Here is a 25,995-nt window from a genome sequence, read left to right on the forward strand (position 1 = left end):
GCCGATGAGCGCCGCGGTGCTCTCCCTCGGTACCAATCTGGGGGACCGGCTCGGTCACCTCCAGTTCGCCGTGGACGGGTTCGGGGCCGCGGTGCGCGCGGTGTCCCCGGTGTATGAGACCGCCCCCTGGGGCGTGACCGACCAGGACGACTTCCTCAACGCGGTGTTGCTGGTCGAAGATCCGGCCACCGACGAGTGGGGGTGGTTGCGCCGTGGTCAGGAACTGGAGAATGCGGCCGGCCGGGTCCGGACCCTGCGGTGGGGGCCGCGGACCCTGGATGTCGACGTGGTGACCGTCGACGGGGTGCGTTCGGACCACCCTGACCTGCTGCTGCCGCATCCGGGCACTCCGGAGCGGGCCACCGTGCTCGCACCCTGGCTGGACGTCCAGCCCGCCGCGATCCTGCCCGGCCACGGCCCGGTCGCCGCACTGCTGTCCGCGCTGTCCATGGACGGGGTGCGCAGGCGGGACGACCTCACGCTCACCCTCCCGCAGGCGTAGGAGGCCGAGGTGACGCACCACCGCCCCGGTGAGGCCATGCTGCTCGCCGAGTCCGCGCTGCGCTCGGCCCGGTCGCTGGCCGAGCGGGGCAAGGAGGCCGAGGCGGAGGCGGTGTGCCGGGAAGGCTTGACCGAGCTGCTCGGCCCGCCCACCCCGGAGACCGACCGGCTGTGCGTGGAACTGCTGGAACTGTTGCTGCTGCTCACCGAACCGCGCTGGAGCCGGAGCCCGGAGTACCGCTCGGCCAACCCGGTGGAGCGCTGGGCCGCCGACGCCGAGGCCGCCGCGACCCGGATCGGCGATCTGCAACTGCGGATCAGGGCCGCCTCGGTGGCCGGCCGGGTGCTGCACCGCACCCAGGGCGTGGAGGCGGCGCTGGCCGTGCAGCAGCGGGCGGTGGAGCTGGCCAGGCAGAGCGGGGACGCGGTGGTGCAGTTCCTCACCCTGTCCGCCTACGGCCGGGAGCTGACCAAACGCGATCTGCGCGCCGGGCTGGCGGTGCTGCTGGAGGCGGAGAAGCGGGCCAAGGCCAGTCCGGAGATCACCGGCAGCCGCTCCCCGGTGCTGCGCGGGGCGTTCCGGCGGACCGAGCTGGAGATCGGCGTCGGCGAGTTCGACGCGGGCTATCTGGGCATCGCCAAGTCCCGGCTGGAGTTCGCGGTGGCCCGGCTGCGCGGTGAGCCGGAGTCCGCGCCGCTGCTGCCCATCGGGCTCAACCACCTGGCCCAGGTGCAGCTCGCGGCCGGGTTGTGGGATCCGGCCGCGGACACCCTGACCGAGGCCGCCGGACTCGGTGACGGCGCCCCGGACCCTTGGCACGCCTACAACCTGGCCCTGTTCGGCCGGTTGCGGGTGGAGCTGGGTGATCTGGCCGCCGGGGTGCACGTGCTGGAGTCGGCCTGGGCGGAGACCGGCCGCACGCCCTCGGTGACCGTGGCCACCCTGGTGTGCAACCTCTACGCCGAGGGCCTGCTGGTCACCGCGGGCCGCCGGGCGGACGTGCTCGGCGCGGCCGAGGAACTGCTCGCGGCGAACCTGGAACGGTGTCAGCGGGCGGCCATGGTGCGCAGCGAGGTCACCGCGCATTCGCTGCTGGCCCGGCTGCACCTGGCCCTGGACGAGCTGCCGCAGGCCCAGGCCGCCAGCACCGCCGCGGTGGAGCTGTACGCCCGGCGCGGCCCGCTGCCCACGGTGCGCGGCGAGGAGATCCTGTACTGGCACGCCGAGGTGCAGCGACGCTCCGGGCGGTTCGACGCCGCGGTGGAGACGCTGGCCAGAGCGCGGCAGCTGGTGCGGACCAAGGCCGGTTCGCTGGACCCGGAGCTGCGGGAGTTCTTCCTCGCGGTGCCGCTGAACCAGCGCGTCGCCGCGCCCATGGACGGGGTGGCCGAGGGAATGGGGAGCATATGAGGTTCACCAGGGCCCGTGATCTTGTGGTTCCCGGGCTCGTGCTGGCCGTTGTGGCATATCTCGCACTGCGACTTGCCTATGGCTACGTGCCCAGGGTGCCGGTGCTCGCGGGTGTCACGTTGCTGCCGGTGGCCCTCGGCGAGGTGTGGTGGGCCTTTGTGTTGCGCGGCCGGATCCAGCGCCGCCCGAACGCCCGGCTGCTGGAACCGTTGGTGGCCGCCCGTTCGGTCGCGCTGGCCAAGGCGTCCTCGCTGGCCGGGGCGGTGTTGCTGGGGGTGTGGCTGGGCGTGCTGGCCTACGTGCTGCCGTTGCAGGGTCAGCTGGTGGCGGCGCAGAACGACACCGTGCCCGCGGTGCTGGGCGCGTTCAGCGCGGGCGCGTTGATCGCCGCGGGGCTGTGGCTGGAGCACTGCTGCCGCACGCCGGACCAGCCGGAGGACCGGGACGCACCGTGACCTGTGGTCGCTGTCCGTGGATTTTTTCGTCGCCTGAACGACTTCCTTACCAATCCGGAACCTGACGGACAGGTCTCGAACGGATAACTCCCGGGTACCGTAGGGGCCATGAACGGCCGCAGCGACTCGACCGCCGAGCCTCGCAGCACGGCCCGCGGGAACGGAATCCTGCTGCTCGGAGCCGTATTGCTCCTGGCTGCGACCGCCGCGGTGGTGCTCGTGGTCAGCGACGATGCCCGATGGTTGCGGCTGGGCGTGGTCGCGGCCCTGTGGGCGGCGCTGGTCGGCGCCTTTGCCGCCGCTCGCTACCGAAAGCAGGCTGGCGAGCGGGCCCAGCGCGCCGAGGAGCTGCACCGGGTCTACGAGCTGGAGCTGGAGTGCGAGGTCGCGGCGCGGCGCGAGTACGAGCTGGAGGTCGAGGCCAAGACCAGGGAGCGGATCGAGCAGGAGTCGCGCAGCGATCTGGACGACCTGCGCAACGAGCTGCGCGCGCTGCGGGAGAACCTGGAAGCGCTGCTGGGTGGTGAGGTGCTGGTCGAACGAGTGGCCTTACGTGCCGAATCGACCCGCATGCGCTCGCTGCCCGACCAGTCCCGCCGACTGGCCATTTCCGACCGGTCCGACCGGGTCATCGCCTCCGCCGAGGAGCGCATCCGCAAGATCACCGCGGGCACGGTCGAGCCGGTCCGCGCCCAGGCGACCCGCCAGGAGGAGAGCACCCAGCTCATCCCGGCCGTGCGCGCCGACCGCAAGGAACCCCAGCAGGACGTGCGCGCCGACGCCGCCCGCACCGCGTTCGTCTCCAAGGAGGCCGTGCGCGCCGAGGCGCAGCGCCGGGAGACCCGCCCGGCCGCGCCGCAGCGCCAGCACGTGCCGCCGCGCAAGCAGACCACCCCCGAGCCCAGCCGCCCGGACGTGCAGCGGGACCGGGACCGGCAGCAGCCGCGCCGGGAGCCCGAGCGCCGCGAACCGGAACGCCGGGAGCCGGAACCGGCCTTCGCCGAGACCGCCCGGCTGGCCCGGCAGGCCCAGCCGCAGCCCGTGGTCAAGCAGCAGCCCGCGCAGCGCCCGGAGTTCCGCCGCCCGGAACCGGCCAGCGCCTCGATCGTGGCCGAGCTGGACGGCGGCGCGTCCACCTGGACCGAGACCCCGCCCGCGCGCCCGGCCCGTCCGGAGCCCGCGGTGACCCGCGGCGAGGTGATCGGCAGCGGCCAGGTGCAGCGCCCCGCGCAGCCGTCCCGGCCGGTCGAGCGCCCCGAGGTCTATCCCACTATCGGTGATCGTCACCCCGAGCCGAGTGCACCCGCGGTGATCGACCACACTGAGGTGGTGGCCCGTCGTTACCGCCCCGACCCGGAACCCCACGAGCCCGCCGCGACCCCGTCCTGGGCGTTCGACACCGGCTCCCCCTCGACTAGCTCCACCCCGTCTTCCTGGCCGGAAGCCGAATCCACCGGCCGCCGCCGCAAGCCGGAGTACGAGGCCGAGGAGCCCGCGGGCCCAGGCCGCAGGCGCAAGCCGGAGTTCGAGTTCGAGGAAGCCGCCGAGCCCGCGGGCCGCCGCCGCAAACCCGAACCGGAACCCGAGCCCGAGGCCCCCGGTGGCGGTCGCCGCCGCAAGCCGGAAAGCTCCTGGGACGCCCTGGGCGGCTGGAACCCGGAACTCTCCGACGATGCCAGCCGCTCCCGGCTGGACCCGGACACCGGCGCGCACGGCGGTGGCGGCAAGTCGGTCAGCGAGTTGCTGGCCGCGCACGGCAACACCGAGCCCCCGCGCCGTCGTCGTCGTAAGGACGACTAGCTACTTGTCCACGTCGCCGACGATCACGGCGAAGGACCCCAGCACCGCGGGCAGTGCCGACACCGGCGTGCCCGGCAGCAGCGCGGCCAGCGCCTGGATGTTGTTGAACGACGGGGTGCGCAGCTTGAGTCGCCATGGCGTTTTCTCGCCGCGGGAGCTGAGGTGCACGCCGGAGACGCCCAGCGGCGCCTCGCCCCAGGTGTAGACCGAGCCCTCGGGGGCCTTGACCGCCTTGGGCAGGCGCAGGTTCACCGGGCCGGGGGGCAGGCTGGTCAGGCAGTGGCGGGCCAGCCGCAGGGACTGGGCGACCTCGCCCGTCAGGCAGCGGACCCTGGCCAGGGCGTCGCCCGCGGTCTCCAGCACCGGGGTCACCGCCAGTTCGGGGTAGGCCAGGGTGGGGGAGTCCCGGCGCAGGTCGAAGTCGAGGCCGCTGGCCCGGCCGGCCGGGCCGGTGACGCCGAGGGCCATCGCGTCGGCCGCGCTGAGCACGCCGATTCCCTGGTACGCGGCCACGAACTCGGCTGTGTCCACAGTGGACATGATCGCGGCCAGTGCTGTGTCCACAGTGGACAGTGCGGTGGCGGTCTGATCGGTCCAGCCCGCCGGCATGTCCTCGCGCAGGCCGCCGATGCGGCTGGCCATGAAGTGGATCCGGCCGCCGGAGGCCGCCTCCATCGCGGCCTGGATCGCCTGCGTGCCGGCCTGGGCGGCCCTGGTCGCCTCGGTGGACTCGCCCTCGGCCGAGCGGGTCAGCGGGGTCAGGAAGATCAGGTGTGCGAGCAGCCGGTTCAGCTCGCACAGCAGGGTGCGCAGCCACAGCGCGCGGGCCGGGACGTCCATCCCGGTCATCCGCTCCACCGCCTGGGCCACCACCACCTCGTTGCAGAAGGCGGCCAGCCAGTCGTGCCGGTTGGCCAGGGTGAGCACCTGCCGGTAGTCGCGGACCTCGAACAGCTTCTCCGCGCCCCGGTGCAGGTGCCCGACCAGCGGTTCGGCCGCGGTGATCGTGCTGCCGTCCAGGGTGAGCCGAAGCCGGTAGGCCCCGTGCGCGCTGGGGTGCAGCGGGCCGAGGTCGACCACCCGGTCCACCCCGAGGTGGGCCGCGCCCGCGCCGACTCCGACGATCTCCTGCCTGCTCACGCCGGTCATGCTCGCATGAGGTCCGGCGCGGGCGTGCCCGCGGTGCTCTGCAGCAGCCAGTGGAAGCCGCCCAGCCCGGCCGGGTCCAGCAGTTCGTGCGCCCGGCCCGCGGCGGCGGTGGCGGTCAGCCAGCTCGCCGGGTCGGTGGCGGCCAGGCCGGACGGTGGCGCGGTCGCGGTGAGGCCGAGGGCGCGCAGGGCGGCCGACTGGGTGCGCAGCACGGTCGAACCGGCTGTGGCGGCACTCGCGCAGGCGTCCATGGCCACGTGCGCGGTGAGGTCGCAGGAGCCGTCCGGTACCGGCCTGACCTGCCGCCCGGCCCGGTAGCCGGTCAGCGTGCCGTCGCCGGGCCGGTCGGCCGCGAGATGTCCGTAGTCCACCGCCAGCGCCGCCCCGCGCACCCGGGCGAGCGCGGCGGCCCAGGCCGCGTCCCTGGTGGTGCCGACCTCGGCCCGGCTCGCCCCCGGCCACCAGCGCCGCAGCCAGTCCCGCTCCGCCGCCCCGGCCTCCGGTCCAGGCTGCTCCGCGCCGTGCCCGTCGACCAGCACCCGCCGAATGAGTCCATTGTGGACAGTGACGACCGGGCAGGGGATCGCGTCCAGCCACTCGTGCCCGACCAGCAGGCCGACCACCTGCTCCGGCAGCTCGCGAAACCACTGAACTCCAGGTATATCCCGGCTGGGCCCCAGGTCCACAGCGGTCACCCGCAGTCGACCGGACAACTTCGCTGGGGCCAGTCGGAGCACCGCCTCGGCCAGCTCGCCGCCACCGGCTCCCATGTCCACAAAGTCCACAGTGGACGGTCGTTCGAGGCCGTGGTCCACCCGGTCCAGCAGCACCAGCAGGGCCTCGGCGAGTTCCGGGCCGACCAGCGGCGCGGTGCGGAAATGCCCGGCCGGACGCTCCCCACGGGTAAAGAACCCCCCATTGGAGTACAACGCATTCCACCAGGCGTCCTGCCAGTCCAGCATGTGCTGACCGTAAAGTCTTGATCGTGACCGCGCCTGAAGCCCCCGTGTCGCCTCGACTCGACCAGTTCGCCCGGCGCCGCCGGGCGGTGATCGGCTCGGTGCTCGGCCTGACCGTGCTGGGGGTGTCCGGCCTGGTGTTGCTGGGTGTGGCCACCGCACGGGTCGGGTTCGAGGCCGTGCTGGTCGGCGCGCTGGCCGCGCTGCTGCCGGTGATCCCCGTCATCGGGGCCTTCCTGTGGGTGGACCGCTGGGAGCCCGAACCGGCCCGGCTGCTGCTGGCCGCCTTCCTCTGGGGCGCCTGCGGGGCCACCGCGAGCGCGCTGCTGGTCAACGACACCGCCCAGCACCTCGGCGAGATCCTGCTCGGCCACGGCGAGGGCGACCTGATCACCTCGGTGATCTCCGCCCCACTGGTGGAGGAGGCGGGCAAGGGCCTGTTCGTGGTGGCCCTGCTCTGGCGGCGGCGGCACGAGTTCGACGGGATCGTGGACGGCATCGTCTACTCCGGCATGGTCGCGGCCGGGTTCGCCTTCACCGAGAACATCTTCTACTTCGGCCGCGCCTTCGCCGAGTACGGCCTCGGCGGGATCAGCAGCGGCGTGATCGCGGTGTTCATCCTGCGCGGCGTGCTCTCCCCGTTCGCGCACCCGCTGTTCACCGTGATGCTGGGCATCGGCGCCGGCATCGCCGCCTCCACCGGCAACCGCGCGCTCAAGGTCCTGGCCCCGCTGCTGGGCTTTCTGCTCGCGGTCACCCTGCACGCGCTGTGGAACGGCGCGGCCACCTTCGGCGGCGGGCTGGGCTTCCTCAACATCTACTTCGCCATCATGTTCCCGATCTTCATCGCCACCGTGGCGCTGGTGATCTGGCAGCGCCGCCGTGAGCAGCGGGTGATCACCGGCGAGCTGCCGGAAATGGCCAGCAACGGCTGGATCGCGCCCAGCGAGGTCAAACTGCTGGCCACCCTGCCCGGCCGCCGCTGGTGGCGCAGCGCGGTGCACAAGCGCTCCGGCGAACGCGCCTCCCGGGCGGTGGCCGAGTACCAGGTGGCGGTCACCGAACTCGCCTTCCTGCGGCACCGCATCGGCCCCGGCCCGGCCCCGCGCGAGCTGGCCGACCGCCATTCGGAACTGCTGGTCGCGCTGACCAGGGCCAGGGAGATCGCCAGCGGATCACCGGGCTGAGCGCGACTGGTCACATTGAGCTGCCGGAGGGCTGGCCCGGGGTTACGGTGCCCAGGTCGTCCGGTACCCGCAGTGGAGCGGGACTGGAACGCCGGAAGAGGACACCATGACCGACCGCCCAGCCCGACTCGCCGTCGGCGTCGTCTCCGCCGGCCGGGTCGGCGCAGTGCTCGGCGCCGCGCTGGCCAGAGCCGGACACCGCGTGGTCGCGGCCGCGGCCGTGTCCACCGCCTCCCAGCGCCGGGCCGAGGCGCTGCTGCCGGAGGCGGCCATCCTGCCGCCCGACCAGGTGGCCGAACGCGCCGACCTGGTGCTGCTCGCGGTGCCCGATGACGAACTGCCCGGCCTGCTCCGCGGCCTGATCGCGACCGGTTCGCTGCGCGGCGGCCAGATCGTGGCGCACACCTCCGGCGCGCACGGCTCCGCGCTGCTGGCCCCGGCCGCCGATCTGGGCGCGCTGCCGCTGGCCCTACACCCCGCGATGACCTTCACCGGCCGCCCGGAGGACCTGCAGCGCCTGGTGGCCTGCCCGTTCGGGGTGACCGCGCCGGACGGCGAGGAGATCGCCTGGAACGTGGCCGAGGCGCTGGTGGTGGAGATGGGCGCGGAACCGGTGCGCATCCCCGAGTCCGCCAGGGCGCTCTACCACGCCGCGCTCGCGCACGGGGCCAACCATCTCGTCACCCTGGTCGCCGAGGCCGCGGACCTGTTGCGCGGGGCCGGAGTGGCCGATCCGGGCCGGTTGCTGGGCCCGTTGCTCTCCGCCGCGCTGGACAACTCGCTGCGCCTGGGCGACCGGGCCCTGACCGGTCCGGTGGCCCGCGGCGATGTCGGTACGATTCGCACGCATCTGGGCGTGCTGCGGGCGGAGGCGCCCGAATCGCTGTCCGCCTATCGGGCGCTGGCCCACCGCACCGCCGAGCGCGCGGTGGCCGCGGGTCTGCTCCGGCCTGGTCAGGCCGAGGCGGTCCACTTCGAACTCGACGAGGAGCAACCATGACCGGGCAACGGCCCTACACGCCCGGCGAGCTGACCGTGCACCACTCGCCGGACGAGCTGGGCAAGGTCACCAGGGCGCTGCGGGCCACCGGCCGCAAGATCAACCTGGTGCCCACCATGGGCGCGCTGCACGAGGGCCACCGCACGCTGATCCGCCGCGCCCGCCGGGTCCCCGGCACGGTGACCGCGGTGTCGATCTTCGTGAACCCGCTGCAGTTCGGCCCGGACGAGGACTTCCACCGCTACCCGCGGCCGCTGGAAACCGATCTGGACGCCTGCCGGGCCGAGGGCGTGGACCTGGTCTTCAACCCCTCGCCGGAGGCCATGTACGGCACCGGCGCGAGCACCACCGTGCACCCTGGTCAGCTGGGCGCGGAGCTGGAGGGCGCGGTGCGGCCCGGCCACTTCGAGGGCGTGCTCACCGTGGTGGCCAAACTGCTCAACATCGTCCGGCCCGACTTCGCCTACTTCGGGGAGAAGGACTACCAGCAGTTCGTGCTGGTCAAGCGGATGGTGACGGATCTGAACCTGGAGAGCGCGATCGTCGGCGTGCCCATCGTGCGCGATGCCGACGGCCTGGCGCTCTCCTCGCGCAACGCCTACCTCAGTGAGGACGAGCGCCGGGCGGCGCTCGCGATTCCGGCGGCGTTGGCGGCGGGTGCGATGGCCGGTCCCGAAGGCCCGGCGGCGATCCTCGCCGCGGCCAGGGCGGTCGTCGAAGCCGAGTCCGGACTGAGCCTGGACTACCTGGAGCTGCGGGCCAGGGATCTGGGCCCCGCACCGGAGAACGGCAAGGCGCGGCTGCTGATCGCGGCCCGCGCCGGGCGGACCCGCCTGCTCGACAACATCCAGCTCGTGGCCGGTCACGGAGTCGACGAGAACGACGACACCTACAACCCGGCCGCCGGGCTCCCTGCTCGGGAACGGTGAACGGGAGGCATCGCCATGTTCCTGACCATGCTCAAGTCCAAGATCCACCGTGCCACGGTGACCCAGGCCGACCTGCACTACGTCGGCTCGGTGACCGTGGACGAGGACCTGATGGACGCGGCCGGCCTGCTGGCCGGCGAGCAGGTCGCCATCGTGGACGTCAGCAACGGCGCCCGGTTGGAGACCTATGTCATCCCCGGCGAGCGCGGTAGCGGCGTGCTCGGCATCAACGGGGCCGCCGCGCACCTGGTGCACCCCGGCGACCTGGTCATCCTCATCGCCTACGGGCTGATGGAGGAGGCAGAGGCCAAGGCGTACAAGCCCAAGGTCGTCTTCGTCGACGCGGAGAACCGCATCGTCGAACTCGGCGGCGACCCGGCGCACGCGCCGGAGGGCTCGGGGCTGTCCAGTGGCGCGGTCACCGCCGAGACCGACGGCGCGCCGCAGTCGGAGACGGTGGACGCGGCGCGGCTGGACGCGCTGCTCCAGGCCGAAAACTAGAGAGGACAACGCGGGTGCTGCTCGCCATCGACGTCGGCAACACCAACATCGTGCTCGGGCTCTACGAGGGCTCAGGGGACGATGCGAAGCTGGTCAGGGACTGGCGGATGCGCACCGACGCCCGGATGACCGCCGACGAGCTGGCGCTGACCATGCGCGGCCTGCTCGGCGAGCACGCCGGGCAGGTCACCGGCGTCTCCGCGCTGTCAACGGTGCCCTCGGTGCTGCGCGAGCTGCGGGTGATGCTGGGCCGCTACTTCGACTCGGTGCCCAAGGTCATCGTGCAGCCCGGCGTGCGCACCGGGGTGCCGCTGCTGGTGGACAACCCGAAGGAGGTGGGCTCGGACCGGGTGATCAACACCCTGGCCGCGCACCACCTGCACGACACCGCCTGCGTGGTGGTCGACTTCGGCACCTCCACCAACATCGACGTCATCTCGGCCAAGGGCGAGTTCCTCGGCGGCGTGTTCGCGCCAGGCATCGAGATCTCGGTGGACGCGCTGGCCGCCCGCGCCGCCCAGCTGCGCAAGGTCGAGCTGGTCCGCCCGCGCTCGGTGATCGGCAAGAACACGGTGGAATGCCTCCAGTCCGGCATCCTGTATGGCTTCGCCGGGCAGGTCGACGGGCTGGTCCGGCGGATCATCGAGGAGCTGACCGCCGACGGCGAGGAGAAGATCACCGTGATCGCCACCGGCGGCCTGGCCACCCTGGTGCTCGCGGAGTCGGCCACCATCGAGCACCACGTCCCGGACCTGACCCTGCTGGGGCTGAGGTTGGTCTACGAGCGCAACCTGCGCTGAGCTGTATTGGATTGGCGTGCTCCGCACGCGAAGCAAGCTTCGGATGCGTCGGACGCACGACAAGGCAACGCGAAAAATCGGCACCCCGCCGCTGGTGAAGAGCCCGCCGTGTCGCTGCGCGCCACGCCTTTTCGCAACAAGTTGTGGTGGTTGCGTTGGCTACTTGGTGACCACGGCCCTGGACACCGTGGTCACCAGGGGCAGCTCGAACTCGCCGCTCGCCGTGGCCGGGTTGCTGTCCAGGAACGCGCGTACCCGGCCGAGCAGGGCCTGCTGCTCGTCCGGGGTGCGGACCAGGGTGGGCGAGTGGGTGCCGACGGTGGCGGTCAGCGAGGCGGCCGTGCGGGGCTGCTTGTGGCTGAACTCGTGCAGTTCCTGCCCCTGGAAGTCGGGGTGCGCCGGGATGCTGCGGCCGGAGCGCAGGCTGTAGCGCACGCCCAGCCCGGCGATCTCGGCGAACTCGGCCACCCAGTCCACCCGGTCGTCGTCGAGGTTCCACAGCGCGGCCAGCACCCCGCCGGGGTTGAGCACCCTGGCGATCTCCGGCAGCGCCCGGTCCAGGTCGAACCAGTGCAGGGCCTGACCGACCAGCACCGCGTCCACCCGGTTGTCCGGCAACGGGATGGCCTCGGCCGAACCAGGCAGCGCGACCACTCCGCGCAGCCGGCCCACCAGCTCATCGCGCATGGCCGCGTCCGGCTCGACCGCGATCACGTCCAGGTCCGCGCGCAGCAGCGCCTCGGTGAGCTTCCCGGTGCCCGCGGCCAGGTCCAGCACCCGCAGTGGGCGGCGGGCGGCCACCGGGGCCAGCGCGAAGGTCACCGCGGCCGCCGGATAGTCCGGGCGGTGGTCGGCGTAATCGGCCGCGGCGGCGCCGAAGGAACGGGCCCGGCGCGCGTGTTCGGTGGCGAGGCGATCGCTTGGGGTGAAGTCCGGCACAGCGAGAACCTATCCCGTTCGCATTACTCTCCGGGTACTCCGTAACCTGTGTTGCCGTGACAGAGCAGCCGCAGCACCAGCCCGTAACCAGCGACGACGACCTGCCGGAGCAGATGCGCGTCCGGCGCGAAAAGCGGGAGCGGCTGCTGGCCGAGGGCAAGGCGCCCTATCCGGTCGTACTGGACCGCACGCACTCGCTCACCGAGATCCGGGCCGCCTATCCCGATCTTCCGCCGGACACCCCCACCGGGGAAATCGTCGGCGTGACCGGTCGGGTCATGTTCCAGCGGAACACCGGGAAGTTGTGTTTCGCCACTCTCCGCGAGGGTGACGGCGTCGAGCTGCAGGCGATGCTGAGCCTGGACAAGGTGGGCGCGGAAGCGCTGGCCGGGTGGAAGTCCGACGTCGATCTCGGTGATCACGTGTTCGTCCGCGGCGAGGTGGCCACTTCGCGGCGTGGGGAACTGTCGGTCATGGTCACCGAATGGCAACTTGCCGCCAAGACGTTGCGCCCGTTGCCAGTCGCCCACAAGCAGCTCTCCGAAGAGACTCGAGTGCGGCAGCGTTATGTCGACCTGTTGCTCCGACCGGAGGCCAGGGACGCGGTGCGTATCCGCGCCGGTGTGATGCGTTCGCTGCGGGAGTCCTTCCACCGCCGGACTTTCACCGAAGTCGAGACGCCGATGTTGCAGACGCTGCACGGCGGTGCCAGCGCTCGTCCGTTCACCACGCACTCCAATGCGTTCGACATCGACCTTTACCTGCGGATCGCACCCGAGCTGTACCTGAAGCGCTGTGTGGTCGGCGGGATCGAGAAGGTCTTCGAGATCAACCGGAACTTCCGGAACGAAGGTTCGGACTCCTCGCACTCACCAGAGTTCGCGATGCTCGAGGCGTACGAGGCATACGGTTCCTACGACACGATTGGCAAGCTCACCCGGGAGTTGGTGCAGGAAGCCGCGGACGCCGTTTTCGGTAGTCGGACAGTCACCCTCGCAGACGGTTCGGAGTACGACCTGTCCGGCGAGTGGACCACACTGACTATGTACGGCTCACTGTCCGAGGCACTCGGTGAGGAGATCACCCCGGCGACACCATCTAGTGTCGACCCTGGCAAGCAGGTCTCCGAAGTTGAGTTGTTGCGCAAGCACCTGGAATCTCGCGGACTGGAAGTTCACCCGGCTGCCGGACACGGAAAGTTGGTGGAGGAGCTGTGGGAACACCTCGTTGGTGATCACTTGCACGCACCCACCTTCGTGCGTGACTTCCCGGTCGACACCTCCCCGCTGACCAGGGAACATCGCAGCGAGACCGGCATCGCGGAGAAGTGGGACCTCTACATCCGCGGTTTCGAGCTGGCCACCGGATACTCGGAGTTGGTCGACCCCGTTATCCAGCGGGAACGCCTTGAGGCGCAGGCCCGGCTGGGCTCGGCCGGCGACGTCGAGGCGATGCGTCTCGACGAGGACTTCCTGCGTGCGCTGGAGTACGGAATGCCGCCCAGCGGCGGTATGGGAATGGGTATTGACCGGCTCTTGATGGCGCTCACCGGTCTTGGTATCCGGGAGACGATCCTGTTCCCGCTAGTCCGACCTGAATGACGTTCACCACTTTGAGACCGTGTGGTGAGTGTTCCTCTCGCTGTTAGTGCGCTAATCTTCCGCGTAGTCTCTACAGACGAACTACACGCCGGGAGCTTCGCCGGCAGCCACTGGGGTTTCAGGAAGGAACAAGCGCATGGCGGAGAGAGTCGTCCGAACCCTGGTCGACGACCTGGACGGTTCGGAAGCGGAAGAGACCGTCGAGTTCGCGGTCGACGGGGTGTCCTACGAGATCGACCTTTCCGGGGACAACGCGACGAAGCTTCGGGACGCGCTCGCGTCCTATGTCGCCGGCGCCCGTCGGACTGGTGGCCGTCGGCGCACCACTTCGGCGCCCGGCCGTTCTGGTGCTGTTGGTGGACGGGCGGCCGGCCGGGTCGCTTCCGCCGATCGCGAGCAGAACCAGGCGATTCGTGAGTGGGCCCGCAAGCGGGGCATGAAGGTTTCCGACCGGGGCCGCATCCCGGCGGACGTGCTGCAGCAGTTCCACCAGGAGAACTGACCGGCCGAAAACGGCCACCACTTGGACATTTCAATACAGGACGGGACCCGCCACCGGTTTGTAGCCGTGCGGCGAGTCCCGTTCTGTGCTATATGGCGTGATCACTTACCGGGATCGACGCCGAAAGCCTTCGCCAGGTCGTCCAGCACCACGTGCGCGCCTTGCAGGCTCACCGAGGAGATCCAGGTGGTATCCGAAACTTCATGCACCTGGCCCTTCAGCTGCGCCCACAGCGGATTGGCCTGGAACTTCTCCTTCGCCTTCGCCGAGCCGCCCTTCGGATCCGGGAAGGCGGTCACGAACACCTGGTCGCCATCGGCGCGCAGGATGTTCTCCGGGCTCAGCTCCACGAAGATCTGCGCCGCGTTCGGGTCGTTCTGATCCGCCGGCCTGCCCAGTCCGGCGTCGGAGAGCACGATCCCGATGAAGCTGTTCATCGAGTAGGCCCTGGTCGGGCCGTCCACAAAACGGACAACCGAGACAGTCGGCGTCTTGCCGGCCTTGGCCCTGATCGCCGCGCCGAGCTTGGCCGCCCGGTCCTCGTATGCCTTGATCTTGGTCTCGGCCAGCGCTTCCTTGCCCAGGGCCTTGCCGGCCAGCCGGATGTTGTCCTTCCAGGTCTTGCCGGTCTCCGCGCTGAACACGGTCGGCTTGCGCGCGGAGAGCACGCTGTAGAGGTTCTCGTGCCGGACCTTGGCCGAAAGGATCAGATCCGGGTCGGCCACCAGGACCTGCTCCAGCTTGGTCTGCTCCAGCTCGCCCACCGGCTTGGCGTTTTTGGCGTACTTGTCCGCCTCGGCCTTGAGGTAGTCCGGGAACTTCTCCCCGCTGGCCGGGAACAGGGTGTAGGCGGCCAGCTGGGTTTCCAGCGCGAGCACCGCGTCCACGTAGGAGCTGTCCAGCGCGGCCACCTTGACCGGCTGCTTCTCGATGGTGGTCTTGCCCATGGCGTGCTCGACGGTGCGCGGGAACCCGGCGGCCGACTCCCCGGCGGAGGTCGGGGAGGTCTGCGGGGTCCCGCCACCGCCGCACGCGCCGACGAGCAGGGCCGTGGCGGCGAGGACGGCGAGCACCCTCGGTGGCCTGGTCATAGCGGTCCTTCCGTTCGGTTAGGCTTGCCTCAGTAGAGGATAGGAGCCGCAGCATGACCCGTGCCGCGATCGCGCCCGGGTCCGCCGTTCCGGCCCCGGTCCGCCGACGCCGACGTGTGCTCGGCCTGCTGCTGCTCGCCCTCGCGCTGGTGCTCGCACTGGTGGCCAGTGTGGCCATCGGCGCCAAGCCGGTCCCGCTCGGCGACGTGTGGCACGCGCTGACCGCCCCGACGGGCAGTGAGAACGACCTGATCGTGAACTCGCTGCGGATCCCGCGGACCATCCTCGGCCTGCTGGTCGGCCTGGCGCTGGGCATCGGCGGCGCGCTGCTGCAGGGGCACACCCGCAACCCGCTGGCCGATCCCGGCCTGCTCGGGGTCAACCAGGGCGCGGCGTTCGCGGTGGTGCTGGCCATCTTCACCTTCGGCTTCACCGACCTGTTCACCTTCGTCTGGTTCGGCTTCGCCGGGGCACTGCTGGCCACCGTGATCGTCTTCGCGATCGGCTCGGCAGGCACCACCGGCCGCGGCGGGCCGACCCCGGTGACGCTGGCGCTCTCCGGCGCGGCGGTGTCCGCCTTCCTGTACGCGCTCAGCTCGGCGCTGATCCTGCTGGACGCGCAGAGCCTGGAGACCTTCCGGTTCTGGCGCAGTGGATCACTGGCCGGCCGCGATCCGGAGATCATCCTGCAGGTGCTGCCGTTCCTGCTGGCCGGACTGGTGCTGGCGCTGGCCAACGCGCCCGGCCTGAACGCGGTCTCCCTCGGCGAGGACGTGGCCCGCTCGCTCGGCCAGCGGATCTGGCTGACCCGCGCGCTGGGCATCGCCGCGGTGACCCTGCTGACCGGGGCCGCGGTGGCCGCCTGCGGGCCGATCGGCTTCGTCGGGCTGATCGTGCCGCACCTCGCCAGGGCCATCACCGGCCCGGACTACCGCTGGTTGCTGCCCTACGCCGGCCTGATCGGCGCGGTGCTGGTGCTGGCCTCCGACGTGCTCGGCCGGGTGCTCGCCCGGCCAGGTGAGCTGCAGGTCGGCATCATGCTGGCGCTGGTCGGCTCGCCGTTCTTCGTGGTGCTGGTGCGCCGCCGGAAGCTGGTGAGCCTGTGACCGCCAAGACCGGGACCCGGGTGCCCGGCCGCCCCGCGCTGCGCCTGGCCGGGGCCTCCTGGACGTTGCGGCTGCGCGCGGTCGCGGTGCCGGTGCTCGGCCTGGCCGTGCTGGTGTTCGTGCTGGCGCTGAACCTGACCCTGGGCGATTTCCCGATCAGCCTGGGCGAGGTCTTCGCCGCGCTGCTCGGCGGCGGGGACGAGGCGCACCGGTTCATCCTCTACGACCTGCGGCTGCCCAGGGCGCTGACCGGCGCGCTGGTCGGCGCCGCGCTCGGCCTGGCCGGTGCGATCACCCAGGCCATCGCGCGCAACCCGCTGGCCAGCCCGGACCTGCTCGGCGTGAGTGCCGGGGCGGGCGCGGGCGCGGTGTTCGTGGTGATGTTCGGCGGCAGCGCGGGCGGGCTCAGCGGCTTCCTGGCCGCGGTCGGCCTGCCGATCGCCGCGCTGATCGGCGGCCTGCTCGCGGCCGCCGTGGTCTACCTGCTGGCCTGGCGGCGCGGCATCGAGGGCTTCCGGCTGGTGCTGGTCGGCATCGGCGTGCACGCGGTGCTGTCCAACGTGACCTTCTGGCTGCTCACCCTCTCCGACGTGGCCGACGCCGGCCGGGCCATGGTGTGGCTGACCGGCAGCCTCAACGCCCGCGGCTGGGACCACGTGCTGCCGGTGGGCATCGCGCTGGCCGTGCTGGTCCCGCTCACCCTCTTCGGCGCGCGCACCCTGGGCGCGCTGCAGTTCACCGACGACACCGTGCGCGGACTCGGCGTGCGGGTCGAGCTGAGCCGCTCGCTGCTGGTGCTGGCCGCGGTCGGCCTGGCCGCGGTGGCCACCGCCTCCGCCGGTCCGATCGAGTTCGTCGCACTGGCCGTGCCGCAGATCGCGCTGCGGCTGACCGGCCTGGCCCAGCCGCCGTTGCTGGCCAGCGCGGTGCTCGGGGCCGCGCTCACGGTCACCGCCGACGTGCTGGCCCGCACCGCCTTCGGCTCGGTCGAACTGCCGGTCGGGATCGTCACCGCGATCCTCGGCGCTCCGTACCTGGTGTTCCTGCTCGTCCGACGTTATCGGGAGGTACGCGGATGACCGCGCTGCCCACAGCCGCCCCAGCGATCCGCCTGGCCGCCAGCGAGCTGACCCTGGCCTACGGCGACAACGTGGTCGTCGACGGACTGGACTTCGAGGTGCTCGACGGCACCGTCACCGCGGTGATCGGCCCCAACGGCTGCGGCAAGTCCACCCTGCTGCGCGCGCTGGGCAGGCTGATCAGCCCGCAGCGCGGGCACGTGCTGCTGGACGGCAAGCGGATCGACAAGACCCCGACGCGCGAGGTCGCCAAGGTGCTCGGCGTGCTGCCGCAGACCCCGACCGCGCCGGAGGGCCTCACCGTCGCCGACCTGGTCGCCCGCGGCAGGCACCCGCACCAGTCCTGGTACCGGCAGTGGTCCAGCGACGACGAGGACACGGTGGCCGAGGCACTGCGGATGACCGGCATGCTGGAGTTCGCCGAGCGCACCCTGGACCAGCTCTCCGGCGGTCAGCGCCAGCGCGCCTGGATCTCCATGGCGCTGGCCCAGGGCACCGACCTGCTGCTGCTGGACGAGCCCACCACCTACCTGGACCTGGCCCACCAGGTCGACGTGCTGGACCTGGTCCAGCGCCTGCACGCCGAAGCGGGCCGCACCGTGATCATGGTGCTGCACGACCTGAACCTGGCCGCCCGCTACGCCGACCGCCTGGTCGCCATGCGCGCAGGCAAGATCGTCGCCCAGGGCCCGCCCGCCGAGGTGCTCACCGAGGACCTGCTGCGTGAGGTCTTCGAGCTGGACGCCAAGGTGATCCAGGACCCGATCGCGGGCACCCCGCTGGTGGTGCCGGTGGGCAGCAGGCACAAGGTCTAAGCGGTGCAGCGCAGCAGCGCGAGGTACTCGTGGTGCTCGCGCAACAGCCCGGCCAGGCCGGGCTGCGGTCCCGGCGGCAGCTCCGTTTCGCCGAGCACCAGCCCGGTCAGCGCCAGGCCGGTCCCGGTGAGCAGCAGGGACAGATCCGCCGGGGTGTAGCAGCGCAGGGTCTGGGTGAGCTTGCGCGCCGGATCCGCGGTGTCCCACCAGGTGTCGGTCGCGGTGCAGTTCACCGGGTCGAAGCTGGTCCGCTCGCGCAGTTCGTGCCGGTAGCCCCGGTCCGGATCCGGCAGCAGGTGCTCCTCGTCGCCGTCCCAGCCCGCCCAGACGAACGGGTTGAACACGTCCACCAGGGCCACCCCGCCCGGCCGCAGCCAGCCCGCGATCCGGGTCAGCAGCCGGCGCTGGTCGGCATCGGAGCCGACCCCGAAGCCGTTCCAGTAGCAGACCGCGTCGAACTCACCGGGCAGCTCGATCTCGAAGAAGTCCGCCTGATGGGCGGTGAGCGCGCCCGGCGGCAAGTCCGCGGCCAGTTCACCGACGGAGGCCGCCCGGTCGCTGATCTCCACCGCGGTCACGGTGTACCCGGCCCGCGCGGTGGCCACCGCGGTCGAGCCGTAGCCGGAGCCGAGTTCCAGCACCCGGCCGCGCGCCGGGCCGTGCGCCCGCAGCAGCGCCACCCGGCCCTCGTCCCGCTCGCTCACCCGCGCGTCCGCCGCGGCCCACCACGCGCCGGTCCTGGAGTAGAAGTCCCGCACCCAGTCCACGCCCGCAGTCAACCGGGTCAGGGCTGCTCGAGCACCCGCTTTTCCCGCTCGGCCGCGGACACTCGAGGGCAGGTCACGCAGGCGGTGCCGCCGTCGAGGGCGAAGTGGAAGCAGCAGCTCTCCCGGCGCCGGGTCCACACTGTCCGGCCCTCGCCGTGCACCGGGTACAGCCGGGAGGCCGAGGTGAACGGTTCGATCCGCGCCGGCAGCACCAGCGCGGCCTGCGCCACCCCGGCGCCCTCGTCGCCGAACATCCGGCCGGTGTTCCACAGCGCGCTGTCCAGCGCGTCGGTGGCCGCGCCCCAGAGCATGTGCCTGCCCAGCCGGACGGTCGGGCCGTAGGCGGCGACGAACTCGCGGGCGTGCCCGGCGTAGCGCGCCCGCAGCACCCCGGCCAGCGCGGCCTCGTCCCGGACCACGGTGGCCTCCGGCGTGCCGGCCGCCGGGTCATCCGGTAGGCAGACGAAACCGGCAGAAAGCAGCGCGATCCCATCGGGGTGCGGACGATCACCCGAAAGGCGGAAAGCAAGATCGGCCGGCCGCAGCCAGGGCACCCGGCGCGCGGTGTGGAACAGGATCGCGCCCAGGTAGGCCGGGATCTGCAGGTACCAGGCCAGCACATACCCGGCGGTGGTGCGGTCCGGAATATTTCCGTCGTGCCGTTCGTTGAGCCATTCGGCGAGGTCCTTGCGCCAGAGGTCGAAGCGGGCCGGATCGGCCAGCAGTTCGGCGCAGTTCCGCCAGGAGTCGTCGGGAGTCCCGAAGCGCACGGTCACGTGTCCGCGCGAGGTGTCGGCGCTGGCCAGTGAGTCGGCCAGGGCGCTGTGCGCCAGACGGACGGTCACGCACGGCTCCTCGGTTGTTGGTCAGGCTTGCCTAACCTAACCTAGGGTAAGCGCGTGTTGCGCCATCGGGGTGATCTCATCGCCGGGAGGTGGTTTGTTCGCGCTTAGCGGACACCGCCGATCCGGTGGAATTGTGTCCACCTCACACTCGTTGTGTCGGTCAGTAGCGAGAGTGTGAGAACAGAAGGAAGAAGTCGGGCCGACTAGAGTGGCCCTACGGTGCCGACCCGGGAGTGAGACGCGGGGTCGAGGGCCGCCGGCGCAGCAGTCAGGGAGTGCGAATGTTCGAAAGGTTTACCGACCGCGCGAGGCGGGTGGTTGTCCTGGCCCAGGAGGAAGCCAGGATGTTGAACCACAACTACATTGGCACCGAGCACATCCTTCTGGGCTTGATCCACGAAGGTGAGGGTGTCGCCGCCAAGGCGCTGGAGTCGCTGGGCATCGCCCTTGAGGGCGTGCGCCAGCAGGTCGAAGAGATCATCGGTCAGGGCCAGCAGGCGCCGAGCGGGCACATCCCGTTCACGCCGAGGGCGAAGAAGGTCCTCGAGCTGTCCCTGCGGGAGGCTCTCCAGCTCGGCCACAACTACATCGGCACCGAGCACATCCTGCTCGGCCTGATCCGCGAGGGCGAGGGCGTGGCCGCCCAGGTCCTGGTGAAGCTGGGCGCCGACCTGAACCGGGTGCGGCAGCAGGTGCTGCAGCTGCTCTCCGGCTACCAGGGCAAGGAGCCCGCCGAGTCCGGTGGCAGGGGCGAGGGCACTCCCTCCTCCTCGCTGGTGCTCGACCAGTTCGGCCGCAATCTCACCTCCTCCGCCCGCGAGGGCAAGCTCGACCCGGTCATCGGGCGCGAGAAGGAGATCGAGCGGGTCATGCAGGTGCTGTCCCGGCGCACCAAGAACAACCCGGTGCTCATCGGTGAGCCCGGCGTCGGCAAGACCGCGGTCGTGGAGGGCCTTGCCCAGCGGATCGTCAAGGGCGAGGTGCCCGAGACGCTCAAGGACAAGCAGCTCTACACCCTCGACCTCGGCTCGCTGGTGGCCGGTTCCCGCTACCGCGGTGACTTCGAGGAGCGCCTGAAGAAGGTGCTCAAGGAGATCCGCACCCGCGGCGACATCATCCTGTTCATCGACGAGATCCACACCCTGGTCGGTGCGGGCGCCGCGGAAGGCGCGATCGACGCCGCCAGCATCCTCAAGCCGATGCTCGCCCGAGGTGAGCTGCAGACCATCGGCGCCACCACGCTGGACGAGTACCGCAAGCACGTCGAGAAGGACCCCGCGCTGGAGCGCCGTTTCCAGCCGATCCAGGTCGGCGAGCCCTCGCTCGAGCACACCATCGAGATCCTCAAGGGTCTCCGCGACCGGTACGAGGCGCACCACCGGGTCTCGATCACCGACTCCGCGCTGGTCGCCGCCGCCACCCTGGCCGACCGGTACATCAACGACCGCTTCCTGCCGGACAAGGCGATCGACCTGATCGACGAGGCCGGCGCCCGGATGCGCATCCGCCGGATGACCGCGCCGCCGGACCTGCGCGAGTTCGACGAGAAGATCGCCGACGTGCGCCGGGACAAGGAATCCGCGATCGACGCGCAGGACTTCGAGCGCGCGGCCAAGCTCCGGGACGCGGAGAAGCAGCTGCTGGGCCAGAAGGCCGAGCGGGAGAAGCAGTGGAAGGCCGGTGACCTCGACGTCGTCGCCGAGGTCGACGAGGAGCAGATCGCCGAAGTGCTGGCGAACTGGACCGGCATCCCCGTCTTCAAGCTCACCGAGGAGGAGACCTCGCGTCTGCTCCGGATGGAAGACGAGCTGCACAAGCGGATCATCGGCCAGTTCGAGGCGGTCAAGTCCGTCTCGCAGGCGATCCGCCGTACCCGCGCCGGTCTGAAGGACCCGAAGCGCCCCTCCGGCTCGTTCATCTTCGCCGGCCCGTCCGGTGTGGGTAAGACCGAGCTGTCCAAGGCGCTGGCCGAGTTCCTCTTCGGCGAGGACGACGCGCTCATCCAGATCGACATGGGCGAGTTCCACGACCGCTACACCGCCTCGCGGCTCTTCGGCGCGCCCCCCGGGTACGTCGGCTACGAGGAGGGCGGTCAGCTCACCGAGAAGGTGCGGCGCAAGCCGTTCTCCGTGGTGCTCTTCGACGAGATCGAGAAGGCGCACCAGGAGGTCTACAACACGCTGCTCCAGGTGCTTGAGGACGGCCGCCTGACCGATGGCCAGGGCCGCACGGTGGACTTCAAGAACACCGTGATCATCTTCACCTCGAACCTCGGCACCCAGGACATCTCCAAGGCCGTCGGCCTCGGCTTCACCGCGAAGACCGGTGAAGGGTCGAACTACGACCGGATGAAGCAGAAGGTCAACGACGAGCTGAAGAAGCACTTCCGCCCCGAGTTCCTCAACCGGATCGACGACATCATCGTCTTCCACCAGCTCACCGAGGAACAGATCATCCGCATGGTCGACCTGATGATCAACCGGGTGGAAACCCAGCTCCGCAACAAGGACATGTCGCTGGAGCTGACCCCGAACGCGAAGAAGCTGCTGGCCAAGCGCGGGTTCGACCCGGTGCTGGGCGCGCGGCCGCTGCGCCGGACGATCCAGCGGGAGATCGAGGACCAGCTCTCGGAGAAGATCCTCTTCGGCGAGATCCAGCCTGGGCAGATCATCATCTGCGATGTCGAGGGCTGGGACGGCGAGGGTCCGGACGACAAGGTGAAGTTCACCTTCCGCGGTGAGGCCAAGCCGACCCGCGTGCCGGACGCGCCGCCCGTCGACCTGGCCGGTCCGGCCGGTGGTGACGAGCCCGAGTCGGGCACCGGCACCAACGGCTGATCGAGCCCTTAGCGATTGGGCGAGGTGTGTTCGCGGAAAGCGCGAACCACCTCGCCCGTCGTGTTTTCTGGGGGTGCAACCCCCAGGCCCCGCCCGGCGGGCTCCGCCCCCGGACCCCCGCTCAGGCCGCCGTCGCCCCCTCGCGCGGATGATCAGGCACTCTGGTGGGGTGAGCTATCCGCGGATCGAGGCAGACACGACGCCATTGACGCGTCGGCCCGCACCGCCCCGGCCGCCGGAGCCGGAGGAACCCAAGCGGCGGCGGCGCGGCGGGAAGTTCGCCGGGGTGACGCTGTTGCTGCTGGCCCTGCCGGTCATCGCGCTCACCGGGTTGCGCGCGGTCGGCTTCGACCAGCAGAAGCACGCGGCCGCCGCGATCGCGCTGACCCCGTACGCACTGCCGGCTGCGGCCCTGCTCGCGGTGCTCACGCTGCTGTTCCGGCGCTGGCTGCTGGCCATCGTGCTGGTGCTGTGCACGGTGCTGCTGGCCTTCATCGTGCTGCCAAGGGCGTTTGTGAAGGCGCGGCCGATCGCGGTCGGCGCGCAGGTCCGGGTGCTGTCGGTGAACCTGCTCTTCGGCCGGGCCGATCCGGCGTTCGTGGTGAACCTGGTGCGCAGCACCAAGGCCGACGTGCTCAGCCTGCAGGAACTCACCCCGGAATCGGTGACCGCGCTGGCACAGGCCGGACTCAACCAGGAGCTGCCGTTCCGGGTGCTGGAACCGGCCGACGGGGCCGCGGGCACCGGTATCGCCTCCCGGCACCCGCTGACCCGGATCGTGCTCGGCCGCCCGCCCGCGCCCGGCGCGTTCGCCCAGCCCGCCGCGCTGGTCAACCTGCCCGGCCCGCGCAGCCTGGAGATCATGGCGGTGCACCCGCGCATCCCGGTCGGCCCCGAGGGCGCGCAGCCGTGGCTGCGGGATCTGGGCACGCTGCCCGAACCGCGCACCGAGGGCCCGGCCCGGGTGCTGGCCGGGGACTTCAACGCCACCCTTGACCACTCGCCGCTGCGCAGCCTGCTCGGCCAGGGCTACCTGGACGCCGCCGATCAGGCCGGCGCCGGACTCACCCCGACCTGGCCGGGGGTCGGCGCCGGGCTGATCCCGCCGCCGGTGACCCTGGACCACGTGCTGGTGGACCGGCGCTGCCCGGTGGACCGCTTCGACGTCTTCGAGATCCCGGGCAGCGACCACCGCGCGATCCTGGCCACCCTCACCGTGCCCAGTGCGGGTCCCTAGACCAGCTCGTCCAGCTGCTGCAAGGCATCCAGGCAGGTCAGCGGCAGTGCGATGCCGCGCCCGTGCCGGAGCTGCGGCTCCCGCGGGTTGATCCGGATCAGCCCGCCGCCTGCCGCGCTGGCCAGTTCGGCCTGCCGCCGCACGGTGGGCACGGCCTGGCCTGCGCCGATCTCGACCACCACCAGGTTCGCCCCGCGCAGTTCCCGCCGCCAGCGGGTGTAGTCCTCAAGCTGGACCTGGCTGCGCCTGCCGACCCAGTCGTAGTCGCCGAACATCAGGATGTTCGGCCGGGCCAGTCCGCCGCAGCCGGGACAGCCCGGCAGCTCGCCGACGGCCCGCATGGTTTCCGGGTCGACCTCGACCTGGAGGTCGGCGGCCGGCCAGATGTCGTCGGAGCAGCCGCCCGCGCACTGCAGCCAGTGGATCGAGCCGTGGCATTCGGCCACCCGGTCGAAGCCGGCCAGCTGGAACTGGCCGTCCACGTTGGAGGTGAACACCCACTGCCCGCGTGGCAGCCGTTCACCCCACTTGCGCAGCAGGGCGAACCCGGCGTGCGGCCCGGTGGCCCGGTACAGCGCGATCCGGTGCCCGTAGAAACCCCAGGCCAGCGCCGGGTCCTCGGCGAAGTGCACCGGGTCGGCCAGCTCCTCGAAGCGCAGGCCGAGCGCGGCATAGGGCGGGTAGGCCCGCCAGAAGCCCGCGTCACCGCGGAAGTCCGGCAGGCCGCTGTCCACGCCCATGCCCGCGCCCGCGCACACCAGCAGCGCGTCCGCGCCGCGCAGCAGATCCGCGGCGCGGGTGAGATCAGTCCTGGACGCGAGGTCCGGCACTGAGCACGACCTCGAACTCCAGCAGGCTGGACCCGGTGCCGACCGGCTTGGCCCGCTCACCGGAGTGCGCGGCCTTGGCCGAACCGTTCATCCACGCCTGGAAGTGCTCTTCGGTCTCCCAGCGGGTGTAGATGAAGTAGCGGTCCTCGCCCGCCTTCGGGCGGAGCATCTCAAAACCGAGGAAACCCGGCTCGCCCTCCACCGCGCCCAGACGCGCGGCGAACCGCTTCTCCAGCTCCGCGCCGGAGCCATCGGGTACCTCGATCGCATTGATCTTCACAACGGCCATGCGGCCAGCCTAGCCTGACCGGCATGCGTGACGGCGTGCTCGACTTCGGTGGCGAGGGACCGGGAATCCTGTTGCTGCACGGGCTGATGGGCCGGGCCAGCACCTGGTGGTCCACCGCCCAATGGCTGCGCCGCTACGGCCGGGTGGTCGGCCTGGACGCCCGCGCGCACGGCCGCGCCACCAGGGACAAGCCGTGGCGCACCGAGACCTTCGCCGACGACGCGGCCGAGCGGATCCGGCAGCTGGAACTGGGGCCCGCGATCGTGATCGGCCACTCCATGGGCGGCCTGCACGCCTGGGCGCTGGCCGCCCGGCATCCCGAGCTGGTGCGGGCGGTGGTCTCCGAGGACATGGCCCCGGACCAGCGTGGCAAGAGTGTCGAGGAGTGGCGGGACTGGTTCGCGGCCTGGCCGATGCCGTTCCAGTCGCTGGCCGCGGTGCGCGAGTTCTTCGGCGCGGACCGGACCGATGTCGGCGACTACTTCATCGAGTGCTTCGAGGAAACGCCGGACGGCTACCGGCTCACCGCCGACCTGGAGGACCTCTACGAGATCGCCGCCGAATGGGGCGAGCGCGAGTACTGGTCCTTCGTCGAGGCGGTGCGCTGCCCGCTGCTGGCCATCGAGGCCGGGTACTCGGGCATGCCGCCCGGCCAGATCGCCGAGGTGGCCCGGCGGGCCCAGTACGGCCGCTACTTCCTGGCCGAGGGGGCCGGCCACGTCGTGCACTACGAGGCCCCCGAGCTGTACCGGGGCGCGGTGGAGGCTTTTGTCAGCGAGGTGCTGGGCCGCTAGGCGGACCACAGTTCGTCGACCTCGCCGGTGCGGGTGTCCACCACACCGATCGCGGCCACGCTCGCCCGGATCGGCTCGTACGGGTGCACCGCGGCGAACCCTGCGGCCAGCTCAGCCCCGGTCACGCCCTGCGCGAGGGTGCAGTGCGGCACCCAGGACCCTGGCAGGTAGTAGGCCGAGGGGTGTTTGACCCGCCCGGCCAGCACATCGTGCACGGCCGAGTGCACCGCGAGCAGTTCGGCGTCCACCACCGCGGCCAGCATCAGCACGTTCTCGCTGGTGGCGAAGGCCCCGACGTTGTGCAGCCAGAGGCCGGGCATGGCCAGCAGCGCCAGGTCCGCGCGCAGTTCCGCCCGAGCCTTGGCCGGGATCTGCGCGGCCACCGCCAGCGAGATGTGCGGCTGGTGCCGCCGGTGGGTCAGGGTGGCCAGGCTGGGCGCCCCGGCCTGCTCCAGCCTGCGCCACAGTCCGCGCACCGCGGTGTCGGCCTCGGGGTCGAAGAACATCTCCAGAGCGTCAGCCACTCGCGCATCGTGCCGCACGTGACCTACTACGAAAATCGGAGCACACT

General features: G+C 71.4%; 26 protein-coding genes. 17 read left to right on the forward strand and 9 right to left on the reverse strand.

The genetic code is table 11. From position 1 onward, the window contains the following. The first annotated feature begins 4 nt into the window (after positions 1-4). The 4 genes from folK (at position 5) to MZC64_RS07920 (ending at position 4,167) form a co-directional block, all read left to right on the forward strand. Complete coding sequence (gene folK, locus MZC64_RS07905) at positions 5-502, forward strand: 2-amino-4-hydroxy-6-hydroxymethyldihydropteridine diphosphokinase (RefSeq protein ID WP_247761281.1); 498 nt, start codon at positions 5-7, stop codon at positions 500-502. Between the two features lie 9 nt (positions 503-511). Then, positions 512-1,912, forward strand: coding sequence for a hypothetical protein (locus tag MZC64_RS07910; RefSeq protein ID WP_247761287.1), 1,401 nt, complete (start codon positions 512-514; stop codon positions 1,910-1,912). Next, positions 1,909-2,367: a DUF3180 domain-containing protein gene (locus MZC64_RS07915; protein ID WP_247761289.1), complete on the forward strand. Its 459-nt coding sequence runs from the start codon at positions 1,909-1,911 to the stop codon at positions 2,365-2,367. Before MZC64_RS07910 ends, MZC64_RS07915 begins: the two co-directional genes overlap by 4 nt. 108 nt (positions 2,368-2,475) lie before the next feature. Continuing rightward, on the forward strand, positions 2,476-4,167 hold the full coding sequence (locus MZC64_RS07920; protein WP_247761290.1) for a DUF6779 domain-containing protein: 1,692 nt from the start codon (positions 2,476-2,478) through the stop codon (positions 4,165-4,167). Here the strand turns inward: MZC64_RS07920 and MZC64_RS07925 are convergent, their stop codons facing one another. Then, complete coding sequence (locus tag MZC64_RS07925) at positions 4,168-5,307, reverse strand: NADH-quinone oxidoreductase subunit D (RefSeq protein WP_247761292.1); 1,140 nt, start codon at positions 5,305-5,307, stop codon at positions 4,168-4,170. It lies immediately after the preceding gene. Between the two features lie 5 nt (positions 5,308-5,312). Further along, positions 5,313-6,278 carry an SAM-dependent methyltransferase gene (locus MZC64_RS07930; RefSeq protein WP_247761293.1) on the reverse strand — a complete coding sequence of 322 codons (966 nt, stop codon included), beginning with the start codon at positions 6,276-6,278 and terminating at the stop codon, positions 5,313-5,315. A 23-nt stretch (positions 6,279-6,301) separates the two neighbouring features. Here MZC64_RS07930 and MZC64_RS07935 point away from each other — a divergent pair, with 23 nt between their 5' ends. The 5 genes from MZC64_RS07935 to MZC64_RS07955 all read left to right on the forward strand — a co-directional run bounded on the left by MZC64_RS07935 (position 6,302) and on the right by MZC64_RS07955 (position 10,692). After that, entirely contained in the window at positions 6,302-7,462 is a 1,161-nt protein-coding gene (locus tag MZC64_RS07935; protein ID WP_374205648.1) for a PrsW family intramembrane metalloprotease, read from the forward strand. A 106-nt stretch (positions 7,463-7,568) separates the two neighbouring features. Beyond that, positions 7,569-8,462 (forward strand): Rossmann-like and DUF2520 domain-containing protein, encoded by an 894-nt coding sequence (locus MZC64_RS07940; protein WP_247761294.1) that lies wholly within the window; start codon positions 7,569-7,571, stop codon positions 8,460-8,462. Then, entirely contained in the window at positions 8,459-9,391 is a 933-nt protein-coding gene (gene panC, locus MZC64_RS07945) for a pantoate--beta-alanine ligase (protein WP_247761296.1), read from the forward strand. The genes MZC64_RS07940 and panC overlap by 4 nt, the downstream gene beginning before the upstream one ends. Before the next feature lie 15 nt (positions 9,392-9,406). Next, the gene (gene panD / locus MZC64_RS07950) at positions 9,407-9,892 is read left to right on the forward strand and encodes an aspartate 1-decarboxylase (protein ID WP_247761298.1); all 486 of its coding nucleotides are present in this window, start codon (positions 9,407-9,409) and stop codon (positions 9,890-9,892) included. 14 nt (positions 9,893-9,906) lie between these two features. Continuing rightward, positions 9,907-10,692 (forward strand): type III pantothenate kinase, encoded by a 786-nt coding sequence (locus tag MZC64_RS07955; RefSeq protein ID WP_185001307.1) that lies wholly within the window; start codon positions 9,907-9,909, stop codon positions 10,690-10,692. Positions 10,693-10,851: 159 nt separating this feature from the next. On the opposite strand, the gene MZC64_RS07960 is transcribed toward MZC64_RS07955, so the two are convergent. After that, positions 10,852-11,631: a class I SAM-dependent methyltransferase gene (locus MZC64_RS07960; RefSeq protein WP_247761300.1), complete on the reverse strand. Its 780-nt coding sequence runs from the start codon at positions 11,629-11,631 to the stop codon at positions 10,852-10,854. 113 nt (positions 11,632-11,744) lie between these two features. Here MZC64_RS07960 and lysS point away from each other — a divergent pair, with 113 nt between their 5' ends. Both lysS and MZC64_RS07970 read left to right on the forward strand, forming a co-directional pair. After that, positions 11,745-13,232 carry a lysine--tRNA ligase gene (gene lysS, locus MZC64_RS07965; RefSeq protein ID WP_247761652.1) on the forward strand — a complete coding sequence of 496 codons (1,488 nt, stop codon included), beginning with the start codon at positions 11,745-11,747 and terminating at the stop codon, positions 13,230-13,232. Positions 13,233-13,368: 136 nt separating this feature from the next. Continuing rightward, a complete protein-coding gene (locus MZC64_RS07970) occupies positions 13,369-13,734 on the forward strand; it encodes an Lsr2 family protein (protein ID WP_247761301.1) in 366 nt (121 codons plus the stop codon). A gap of 101 nt (positions 13,735-13,835) precedes the next feature. Here MZC64_RS07970 and MZC64_RS07975 read toward each other — a convergent pair whose 3' ends face one another. After that, on the reverse strand, positions 13,836-14,825 hold the full coding sequence (locus tag MZC64_RS07975; protein ID WP_247761303.1) for an iron-siderophore ABC transporter substrate-binding protein: 990 nt from the start codon (positions 14,823-14,825) through the stop codon (positions 13,836-13,838). Positions 14,826-14,878: 53 nt separating this feature from the next. On the opposite strand from MZC64_RS07975, the gene MZC64_RS07980 reads away from it, so the two are divergent. Genes MZC64_RS07980 through MZC64_RS07990 form a run of 3 tightly spaced genes read left to right on the forward strand, consistent with a single transcriptional unit; the run spans position 14,879 to position 17,825 of the window. Beyond that, positions 14,879-15,931 carry an iron ABC transporter permease gene (locus tag MZC64_RS07980; RefSeq protein WP_247761305.1) on the forward strand — a complete coding sequence of 351 codons (1,053 nt, stop codon included), beginning with the start codon at positions 14,879-14,881 and terminating at the stop codon, positions 15,929-15,931. Then, positions 15,928-17,010 (forward strand): iron chelate uptake ABC transporter family permease subunit, encoded by a 1,083-nt coding sequence (locus tag MZC64_RS07985; protein WP_247761307.1) that lies wholly within the window; start codon positions 15,928-15,930, stop codon positions 17,008-17,010. Before MZC64_RS07980 ends, MZC64_RS07985 begins: the two co-directional genes overlap by 4 nt. Continuing rightward, a complete protein-coding gene (locus MZC64_RS07990) occupies positions 17,007-17,825 on the forward strand; it encodes an ABC transporter ATP-binding protein (RefSeq protein ID WP_247761309.1) in 819 nt (272 codons plus the stop codon). Before MZC64_RS07985 ends, MZC64_RS07990 begins: the two co-directional genes overlap by 4 nt. On the opposite strand, the gene MZC64_RS07995 is transcribed toward MZC64_RS07990, so the two are convergent. Both MZC64_RS07995 and MZC64_RS08000 read right to left on the reverse strand, forming a co-directional pair. Further along, a complete protein-coding gene (locus tag MZC64_RS07995; RefSeq protein WP_247761311.1) occupies positions 17,822-18,592 on the reverse strand; it encodes a class I SAM-dependent methyltransferase in 771 nt (256 codons plus the stop codon). The genes MZC64_RS07990 and MZC64_RS07995 overlap by 4 nt on opposite strands. Positions 18,593-18,609: 17 nt before the next feature. Further along, positions 18,610-19,437 (reverse strand): (2Fe-2S)-binding protein, encoded by an 828-nt coding sequence (locus tag MZC64_RS08000; RefSeq protein WP_374205649.1) that lies wholly within the window; start codon positions 19,435-19,437, stop codon positions 18,610-18,612. Between the two features lie 281 nt (positions 19,438-19,718). Between MZC64_RS08000 and MZC64_RS08005 the strand changes: the two genes are divergently transcribed. After that, a complete protein-coding gene (locus MZC64_RS08005) occupies positions 19,719-22,274 on the forward strand; it encodes an ATP-dependent Clp protease ATP-binding subunit (RefSeq protein ID WP_247761313.1) in 2,556 nt (851 codons plus the stop codon). A gap of 169 nt (positions 22,275-22,443) precedes the next feature. Further along, positions 22,444-23,511: an endonuclease/exonuclease/phosphatase family protein gene (locus tag MZC64_RS08010; RefSeq protein WP_247761315.1), complete on the forward strand. Its 1,068-nt coding sequence runs from the start codon at positions 22,444-22,446 to the stop codon at positions 23,509-23,511. Here the strand turns inward: MZC64_RS08010 and MZC64_RS08015 are convergent. Next, complete coding sequence (locus tag MZC64_RS08015) at positions 23,508-24,341, reverse strand: Sir2 family NAD-dependent protein deacetylase (protein ID WP_247761317.1); 834 nt, start codon at positions 24,339-24,341, stop codon at positions 23,508-23,510. The two genes, MZC64_RS08010 and MZC64_RS08015, sit on opposite strands and share 4 nt — an antisense overlap. Continuing rightward, complete coding sequence (locus tag MZC64_RS08020; RefSeq protein ID WP_247761319.1) at positions 24,316-24,630, reverse strand: antibiotic biosynthesis monooxygenase; 315 nt, start codon at positions 24,628-24,630, stop codon at positions 24,316-24,318. The genes MZC64_RS08015 and MZC64_RS08020 overlap by 26 nt, the downstream gene beginning before the upstream one ends. A 23-nt stretch (positions 24,631-24,653) precedes the next feature. Here MZC64_RS08020 and MZC64_RS08025 point away from each other — a divergent pair, with 23 nt between their 5' ends. After that, a complete protein-coding gene (locus MZC64_RS08025; protein WP_247761321.1) occupies positions 24,654-25,424 on the forward strand; it encodes an alpha/beta fold hydrolase in 771 nt (256 codons plus the stop codon). Here the strand turns inward: MZC64_RS08025 and MZC64_RS08030 are convergent. After that, positions 25,421-25,948, reverse strand: coding sequence for a 2'-5' RNA ligase family protein (locus MZC64_RS08030; protein ID WP_247761322.1), 528 nt, complete (start codon positions 25,946-25,948; stop codon positions 25,421-25,423). The genes MZC64_RS08025 and MZC64_RS08030 overlap by 4 nt on opposite strands. Between the last annotated feature and the right edge of the window lie 47 nt (positions 25,949-25,995).

The sequence above is a fragment of the Crossiella sp. S99.2 genome (genome assembly GCF_023094165.1).
In the GTDB taxonomy this organism is placed as follows: domain Bacteria; phylum Actinomycetota; class Actinomycetes; order Mycobacteriales; family Pseudonocardiaceae; genus Crossiella.

What these genes read in the sequence shown, in the direction of transcription:
- MZC64_RS07990 (WP_247761309.1), top strand. Translation starts at nt 17,007, where the DNA reads ATGACCGCGCTGCCCACAGCCGCCCCAGCGATCCGCCTGGCCGCCAGC.
- MZC64_RS07915 (WP_247761289.1), top strand. Translation starts at nt 1,909, where the DNA reads ATGAGGTTCACCAGGGCCCGTGATCTTGTGGTTCCCGGGCTCGTGCTG.
- MZC64_RS07975 (WP_247761303.1), bottom strand. Translation starts at nt 14,825, where the DNA reads ATGACCAGGCCACCGAGGGTGCTCGCCGTCCTCGCCGCCACGGCCCTG.
- panD (WP_247761298.1), top strand. Translation starts at nt 9,407, where the DNA reads ATGTTCCTGACCATGCTCAAGTCCAAGATCCACCGTGCCACGGTGACC.
- MZC64_RS07920 (WP_247761290.1), top strand. Translation starts at nt 2,476, where the DNA reads ATGAACGGCCGCAGCGACTCGACCGCCGAGCCTCGCAGCACGGCCCGC.
- MZC64_RS07940 (WP_247761294.1), top strand. Translation starts at nt 7,569, where the DNA reads ATGACCGACCGCCCAGCCCGACTCGCCGTCGGCGTCGTCTCCGCCGGC.
- lysS (WP_247761652.1), top strand. Translation starts at nt 11,745, where the DNA reads ATGCGCGTCCGGCGCGAAAAGCGGGAGCGGCTGCTGGCCGAGGGCAAG.
- MZC64_RS08025 (WP_247761321.1), top strand. Translation starts at nt 24,654, where the DNA reads ATGCGTGACGGCGTGCTCGACTTCGGTGGCGAGGGACCGGGAATCCTG.
- panC (WP_247761296.1), top strand. Translation starts at nt 8,459, where the DNA reads ATGACCGGGCAACGGCCCTACACGCCCGGCGAGCTGACCGTGCACCAC.
- MZC64_RS07980 (WP_247761305.1), top strand. Translation starts at nt 14,879, where the DNA reads ATGACCCGTGCCGCGATCGCGCCCGGGTCCGCCGTTCCGGCCCCGGTC.
- MZC64_RS08020 (WP_247761319.1), bottom strand. Translation starts at nt 24,630, where the DNA reads ATGGCCGTTGTGAAGATCAATGCGATCGAGGTACCCGATGGCTCCGGC.
- MZC64_RS07930 (WP_247761293.1), bottom strand. Translation starts at nt 6,278, where the DNA reads ATGCTGGACTGGCAGGACGCCTGGTGGAATGCGTTGTACTCCAATGGG.
- MZC64_RS07970 (WP_247761301.1), top strand. Translation starts at nt 13,369, where the DNA reads ATGGCGGAGAGAGTCGTCCGAACCCTGGTCGACGACCTGGACGGTTCG.
- MZC64_RS08005 (WP_247761313.1), top strand. Translation starts at nt 19,719, where the DNA reads ATGTTCGAAAGGTTTACCGACCGCGCGAGGCGGGTGGTTGTCCTGGCC.
- folK (WP_247761281.1), top strand. Translation starts at nt 5, where the DNA reads ATGAGCGCCGCGGTGCTCTCCCTCGGTACCAATCTGGGGGACCGGCTC.